Annotated in this window: 5 protein-coding genes; 4 read left to right on the top strand and 1 reads right to left on the bottom strand. The window is 33.7% G+C overall.

Going from position 1 to position 8,201, the window contains the following annotated elements; genetic code table 11:
- Positions 1-1,486: 1,486 nt before the first annotated feature.
- From BM184_RS14935 to BM184_RS14920, 4 genes are all read left to right on the top strand, one after another.
- Positions 1,487-2,311, top strand: coding sequence for a ParA family protein (locus tag BM184_RS14935; protein ID WP_086943945.1), 825 nt, complete (start codon positions 1,487-1,489; stop codon positions 2,309-2,311).
- Entirely contained in the window at positions 2,295-2,648 is a 354-nt protein-coding gene (locus BM184_RS14930; protein ID WP_086943944.1) for a DUF5388 domain-containing protein, read from the top strand. Before BM184_RS14935 ends, BM184_RS14930 begins: the two co-directional genes overlap by 17 nt.
- 67 nt (positions 2,649-2,715) lie before the next feature.
- Positions 2,716-4,683, top strand: coding sequence for a site-specific DNA-methyltransferase (locus tag BM184_RS14925; protein WP_086943943.1), 1,968 nt, complete (start codon positions 2,716-2,718; stop codon positions 4,681-4,683).
- The gene (locus BM184_RS14920) at positions 4,683-7,376 is read left to right on the top strand and encodes a DEAD/DEAH box helicase family protein (RefSeq protein ID WP_086943942.1); all 2,694 of its coding nucleotides are present in this window, start codon (positions 4,683-4,685) and stop codon (positions 7,374-7,376) included. The genes BM184_RS14925 and BM184_RS14920 overlap by 1 nt, the downstream gene beginning before the upstream one ends.
- A 120-nt stretch (positions 7,377-7,496) precedes the next feature.
- Here the strand turns inward: BM184_RS14920 and BM184_RS14915 are convergent, their stop codons facing one another.
- On the bottom strand, positions 7,497-8,093 hold the full coding sequence (locus BM184_RS14915) for a hypothetical protein (RefSeq protein WP_086943941.1): 597 nt from the start codon (positions 8,091-8,093) through the stop codon (positions 7,497-7,499).
- Between the last annotated feature and the right edge of the window lie 108 nt (positions 8,094-8,201).

Below are 8,201 nucleotides of genomic sequence, written 5' to 3'. Positions count from 1 at the left end.
AAAAAAAGTTATGTCTGATAAGAAAAATATTGAAAACACTGACAGATCCCAATAGCAAGCCACTTTAATCTATCTATGCAGAAATTATAAGGAAGAGGGCTACACTCAAAAAATCCAAAAGTCCAGTGGTGAACTAGGTGGTGATAATTTGGTGAACTAGGTGGTGAAGATTATGTTCATCCTGACCAGTTTTCGGTTGTATGAAGCAGAAAAGTATGGAATTAATAAAAAAATATATAGAGGACAAATAAGGCAGTGGGAATGAGAGAAATATAAAGTGGAACGAAGCCACAAATTTATTTTTTTAAACCGAGCAGTTCCTTCCTCAACTGAAAATTTTATAAGCAAAAGTCACATTAAAAGCATTAAGAAAAGATAACTAACAAACTATCCCCATAATCGCATACAAGCGAAAAAAACATAGGCAGGTAAGATCCGGATAATCGAGCCCTAAACTTATTCGTCCCCCGAAGAACATGGCACACAGGTCAAAATTCGGGCACTGATAGAAATTGTTTGATAGTTATAGGTTATCACTAGATCATTTTAGTTATAAGCAAAATAAGATTCTTCAAGATAAAAAGCTTGATTAGTCGATCTTGGAATGCTAGCAGAGGTGAGTGAGTGAGCAAATAAGCATAGTTGTACCCTAGACGAGCAATACAAATGAAAATGTATTACAATCTAGGGCACAACATGTATAGGCATCTTTTGAGAATGCTAGCGTCGGATCGTTCGTTCGCGTATGTCACATCTGTGTGCGTTGGTGTCTTTTCAAACACGCAGAAAACCCTCTTAAAATCCTCCCTAAGAGCATTGTTTTCGGCTACCGGGCTTTTCGACCCAGGATTACCACCCCTGCCGTTAAATCGGTCGCAGTCACCATTCAGGGAGAGTATGCACACAGAAATACCCTTATAATCCCCTAGCATTATTTATTGCGGCGGCCAATGCTTAACCTTTCCACTTGGTTTCTAAATTAATAGATCGCTGCTTGGCTCCAACGATTTTAAAAAAAGCCTTTGCCCTGTATACCTAAACTTGATATAATAATGGCATTACAAAAACATCTACCTTAGTGTTGTCTCACAGATTCCCGTCTGTGGGGCTTTTTTTGTATTCAATTAAATATTTCGTTTCAAATATACTATTTTTTTTTTTCGATGTAAACCAGATAAAATGTTGTTATATCAACGTTTCGTTAGTATTTTTGTTCTTTTTTACATTTTTACATTTTTACATTAACACATGTATACATGCATACATGTGTATTTTATCCTCCTATTTGTAAACGCATCCCTTTGTATGTTAATGTTCACGTCTAAAAAATGTATACATTAGTATTTAAGTATATTAGTATTAATGATTTTTAGTATTTGTACTCTTTAGTATTTGTGCGTCAAAAATATCATTTAAATTGTTTTAATACTTTTTTTTAAATTTTTACATTATAATGTATACATGTACACATCGAGGAGGATAATTAATGAAATCAAGGATAATTACATTTGGAAATGCAAAAGGCGGGACGGGCAAAACCTCAAATGCAACAATGATTGGTTATCAATTAGCACAACAAGGTCACAAGACGTTGCTTCTAGATCTCGACCCTCAAGGAAATGCCACTAACCTTTATTTAAAAACTAAGGAAGTTGAAACCGGTAAAGTGGCTATCTTTGAAAAAACGTTGATGGCAGCTATTAGAGATGAAGACCTACTTTCTACCATTGTTCCCATTAAAGATAACCTAGATTTGATACCCTCAGCAGCAGATTTTGCTCTTTATCCGCGCTTTATGGAAAAAATAAGTAATTACTCGGATAGAGTTTACTATCTTGCTGGTTTAGTAAAACCTTTAAGAGATAAATATGAATACATTATTGTTGATACTCCTCCCACTATTAGTCTAATAACAGACAGCGCGCTAGTTATGTCTGATTATTGCGTAATTGTCTTACAGACCCATGAACGTTCACTACAGGGTGCTGAATCATTTGTAAATTACATGAGAGATGAAATTATCGGTTTGTACCAAGCACCAACATTAGATGTAGTGGGTATATTACCTGTATTATTAAAGAACGGTGCACCCGTGGATATTAGCACTTTAAAAGCAGCCCAAAATATATTCGGCGAAAAAAATATGTTTAAAAACACTATTAGAACCATGGAACGATTGAAACGTTATGATATTACAGGTATCACTTTAGAAGACATGCATGACAAACGCGTAAATGAAAAATATAAAGAGGTTACTGATGAACTGATTAGTAGAATAGAGGAGCGAGAAAGATATGAACAACAGGGATAGTCTTCTTCGAGTAAACAAAGGTAATTCACTTGACCGAGGAAAAAACATCAGACCCAATGAAACTTTTACTCAAGATGATTTAAAAAAAGAAAGTAAGAAAGAGAAGATTACAAAAACAGAATTTGTTACCTACTATGCAAATATCAGAATAAACAATCATATCCGAAATCAACTTCAATCTCTTTCATTGATGGGATTAGCAAAAAGTCAAAAAGGTGCTTTAGAATTATTAATTAACGAGTACGTAAACGGTATGCCTGAAGAATTACGCCGCGAATATGAATTAAACTATAAAACTCTAGAGGACCGTGACGTTAAGTTAAAAGCTAATAAATGAAAAGCACATTTGAGTATCTTTATACTTTTCTATGCTTTTTTACAGATGAATTAAAGGGGAAAATCCAATGTCAAATGAAGTAGAACCAAAAGTAATAGATAGAGTCAAAGAAATTGTATTAGGATTTGGTGACAAATATTTTGATCATGAAGGTAATTTGAAACGTCACTCATTAGTAAATGCTTTGAGAAGCTACGATATGGACTTGATGAGTGCTTTAATCAGTGATGAATTCGTTTCCACTCACTACACAATGAATATTGCTGATAAAACTATTTTCCTTAAAGATAAATTCGAAGAAATGCTTCAATATCAATCAGTATGGATGGGGAGTTACACCCAATTTGAAAATAGAATTGGGATAACCGCGGGGGGTAGATTCATTAATGATAGTGAAGATGTAACGTTAGCTTTCCCATACAAGGATTCTGTGTTGAAAGCTGGGATGACAAAGGAAGATTTCGATAAGGATGATTTATCTGCAGATGAACCTTTCCTTAACGAAACTATTGCTAAAGCAGAGATTGATACGTTGCTAGATGAGAAAATATTACATCATGTAAAAAAATACACTGTTAATGGCGAAGAGGAAGTTTTTAACTTTACAGATGAAGATAACTTGGTTATTAAAGGGAATAATCTTATTGCTTTGCATTCAATTAAGGAAAGATACGAAGGTAAAGTCAAGTGTATCTTTATAGATCCCCCCTATTACTTTAAAAAAACGAAGGAAGTAGATGCATTTAAATACAATTCAAATTTCAAGCTATCAACATGGTTAGTATTTATGAAAGACAGGCTGAAAATAGCTAAAGAACTACTTCAAGAGGGTGGGACCATTTGGATTAGCGTAGGAGAAGATGGCATGCATTACCTAAAGGTTCTTGCTGATGATATTTTCGGTAAAGACCATTTCATTGGAACTATCCCAAGAAGAACAAGGAATAGTAAGTCTGACGTGCCCTTCAATTTTTCGCAAGATTTTGATTGGATTCTTACTTATACAAACGTATCTGATATTAACAAAGTTGTAGGTAGAACAGTTGAAAGAAAGTATTATACTACTGAAGATTTACCGGGAAGACCTTGGAGAATTGCTGATTTAACCAAGCAAACAACTGCCAAAGAACGCCCTAATTCTTATTTTACTATTGTAGATCCAAACACTGGTAAAGAATATCCTGCAAGCGAAAAGAGAACATGGTGTATAACATCAGATACCTTTGATTATTACTATGAGAATAAAGCCATTGTTTTTCCTGATGATTACGATTTTCTGAATATACAAAAACCTTATATGCGAAAATTTAAAGATGAGGATGATAATACTGGAAAATTAAGTTCAGTGATTTCCGACTTACAAATAACAGACTTTTTAACAGCACTATTGATGAATTCCAAGAACAAGGATGGAAATATTGAAATAGATGAGTTAATGGGTAGAGAATCATTTGGGTATGCAAAACCTGAGAATATGATAAAGGCTATACTCGATGTTGCAACAACCGAAAATGATTTAGTACTAGATTTCTTTATGGGTTCGGGAACTACGCAAGCTGTTTCTATGAAAATGAATCGACGTTTTATTGGGATTGAACAAATGGACTACATTGATACGGTATCTGTCAATCGACTGAATCAAGTTATTAAAGGTGAACAGGGGGGGATTTCAAAAGATGTTGAATGGCAAGGCGGGAGTAGCTTTATCTATGTCGAATTAATGGAAAAAAATCGTGGGTACATTGATTCTGTGTTAAGAGCGAAAGACGAAAATGAATTACGTTCTGTTTATAAACGGATGTCCGATGAAGAAAATGGCGCGGATTTAGATTTTCGGGTTGATTTACAAAAATACGTGGATACTGAGTTTTGGTTACGACCAATAGATGAGCAAAAGCAATTATTAGTAAAAATTATTGACAAGAACCAACTTTATTTTGATTATTCTGAAATTGACGACAATAATGTTTCTTGTTTGTTAACTAATGCAGAAATTTCATTTAACAAAAGTTTTTATGAGAAAGGTGAAGAGTAATGGCGAAAAAACCAAAAGAAAAAAAGAAATTACCATTACCTTTCTTAGAAGAATTAAAAGCAACAGATACTGAATTGTTATCGGAACATTTAGGTTATGAAGTACCTAGCTATATAAACGAAAATTTAAGTCATACATTGCGAGATTATCAAGAGGCTGCCATTAGGTTCTTTCATTATTCCCAAAATTTAGAAGGTCATCGTGAGAAGCCTAACCACTTGCTATTCAATATGGCTACAGGATCTGGAAAAACTGATTTGATGGCTGCTTTAATCTTATATTTATACCAAGAAAAAGCGGTTCAAAATTTCCTTTTTGTTGTGAATACAAAAGGGGTAGTTTCTAAGACAATAGAAAACTTAACTAATTCAAAATCAAGTAAGTACCTTTTTTCAAAAAATATTGAAATCGAAAGCAAGCGGATAAATATTGAAAGAGTTTCTCGTTTCCCAAGTATCCCATCAAAAAATACAATTTATATTAAGTTAGATACTATTCAAACTATTAGCTCCGATTTATTTAGTGTAAAAGAAAACACCATGCCTGCACAAGATTATTCACGAAATAGAACGGTTATTTTAGGGGACGAAGCCCATCATTATTCAGCAAGTACAAAAAAGCAAAAAGACGCTGAGAGAAGCTGGGAAAGCGCAATCAATATTATATTAAATGCCCATAAAGAAAATTTATTGCTAGAGTTCACTGCTACAGCAAATTTAGAAGATGCTAACACATACGCTAAGTATAAAGATAAGGTAGCTTACAGTTATACATTGGAAAAGTTTATTGCTGATGGATTTTCTAAAAATGTACTCCGTATTACTAGTCGTTATGATGAAGTTCGTAAAGATGACGACAAAATTTTAAACGCGGTATTATTAAGTCAATATCGGAAGTATATTGGTATGAAATACGATCCTGAGTTTAAACCTGTCATGATGTTCAAAAGTAAAGGTATAGAGGAATCAAAGAAAGCAACTAAACGTTTTATTGAATTAATTCAAGCTTTGACTGTTGAAGAACTGGATAAGTTTATAAAACGTCAAAAGCAATCTAGTGAAAGTGAAAATACCTCGCTATCTTTGGCTTATTCTTATTATTCCGAACAGAATCTAGCGAAAATTTTAACAGAGCTGAAGCATGACTTTGATGCAAGAAATATAATTAATGTTAATGACTCTGAACGGACTGGATTAATGGAAATTGGAAATTATAGGATGCTAAATACATTAGAGGATCCGGATAATCCTATTCGTGCTATTTTTGCGGTAGCCAAATTAACTGAAGGTTGGGATGTACTAAATCTTTATGATATTGTACGTTTATCCGAAAACGCAAAAGGCGACAAAAAATCTACCGTTTCCGAAGCCCAGTTAATTGGTAGAGGTGCGCGCTATAATCCTTTTAAAATAGATGGTACAAGTTCCTATATTCGAAGGTTTGATGGAGAGCCTGGTGAAAATACTTTGTTAGAATCCTTGCATTATCACACTTTGAATGAGTCACAATATCTTCAAAATTTATTGGAATCATTGGAAGAAATGGGTTTGCCTACTGCGGATGATAAGAAGTCTGTTATTGTTGAGGCACGCGTCAAGACTTCATTTACTAGAACAAACATCTACAAAACCGGGAAACTTTACTACAATAAAGTTGAGGAAGTTCCTTTGGATTACTATGATTCTTTGGCAAAATATGGCGTTTCAGAAACACCGCCTATATATACTTTTTCAGACAGTGTACTTGAAGCAAAATATGATGCTGAAGTACCTTCGGATCTTAGCTTGCAAGAAGTATCTTTAGGTGTCATTGAGCCTAGTATTTGGAAAAAAGCTATGCAACGTAACTCCTTCTATAAGTTTAGTAATTTGATAAAGTATTTACCTTTACTGGAATCAAAAATGGACTTTTTGGGCATAGATTGGCTTAATGCTGAAGGTAAGTTTTTTTATTTAAAGGTTTCAAGTGACTTGAATCTTGATAGTTTTTCTTCGTCTGAATTGGCAATGTTTAAGTTGTCATTCATTGACCGTTATCTAAGAGATGTCGCAGCAACAATTAAAGCTAATTTCCAAAAAGAACGTGGGACAAACGTCTTTAAGCCGGAACTTATTCGTGATGTTGTAAAGAATTACCGAAAGAAAATTTCAAAACTTGATGGTAGTATGGATCAGATTGTGCAAGCAATTGATTATAGTAAGTCGGGTCAAGAATGGTTTGTATATGATAATGCTATCGTGAATAGGTTAGAGCAATCGTTAATTAATAGGATTGGTGAATTTATCCTCAAATTAAAGGAAAAAGGCTACGATGATACGTATTTGATTCGATTGGATGAAAATCCTATTCCAATAATTGAAGGTGAAAAAAAAGCTAACCCAATTAAGTTGCACCAGTTTAAAGAAAAGCCTGGGGATAGGGTTGTTTATGGAGGATTTCAACCTGATTTTATTCTTTTTGTAGGTAGTTCAGATTTCACATATAATTTCTATATTGAACCTAAAGGTGGCTCTGATATGCGTATGGTGGCTGAACAATGGAAAGAAGATTTATTACTGTCTTTAAACGATGCGGAATCAGAAATTGAATTTGAAGACGAAGTAGAAAATGTAAGGCTTTTAGGTGTGAAATTCTATACTGTAAATGATGGCAGGAACACTTTGGAGCAGCTATCAAAACTAATTAATGAGTAAGGACAATGCAATTTAAGACCTTAAACTGGCAAATACAACACCTTATATAATAAAAAGAAGCTAACTGGGTATTGTCCAATTAGCTTCTTTATGTCATTTCGAATTTTGAAAACCCTCACATTATTTTATATACTCTAATAAACTATTCATACTTCTCAACTCTGATAACTTTTTAACTGGGGATTCTCTGTTCTCAGTTGTATACGAATGAAAGGAGGAAAAATCCTTTTCGCCAGCCCAAGCAATTATTGCTGCATTCCCAGCGTTGGGTACTACCTGTCGAGGGTTCCCGTGAAGATTTAACCAAAAATAAGTTTGGATATTAACTTCTCTTATCTCATGCAAAGTTGTTGCTAAAGTAAAACTTGATATTATTTCGTCTATATCCTTAAAAGCAGATAACGAAGATTTTATAGAACATCTGATATCTTCATCTGAGTGATTTTTCAATATAAGATCATGCCCTAAGTCAGGTGTTGTAGAAGTTTTATCTACGGCAGATGCTACATATTTCCCATTTTCACGTAGCCAATTGATAACCATTTTTTCTGCTATTTCACCTTGGAGAACATTTATAAATCTTTCCAGATAATCCCGGGCATGCAAGTCCGCTCGATCAACAATATGCGAAGAAATGTGCTTAGCAATATCCACACATTCCTTAATCTCCGTTTCAGTTAAATTTACAGGTATTACATTATCTCTAGTTACTGCCATCTTAACTCACCCGACCTTATTTATAATTTAAAATAAGCAAAAATAATTTTACAGATATTTTATATAAATAATACATTTTCTATAACTAATATTAAACTAATAAAAAAA

Source organism: Trichococcus pasteurii (assembly GCF_900112935.1).
Taxonomy (GTDB): Bacteria; Bacillota; Bacilli; order Lactobacillales; family Aerococcaceae; genus Trichococcus; species Trichococcus pasteurii.
This window is presented reverse-complemented; position numbering and strand designations above follow the sequence as displayed.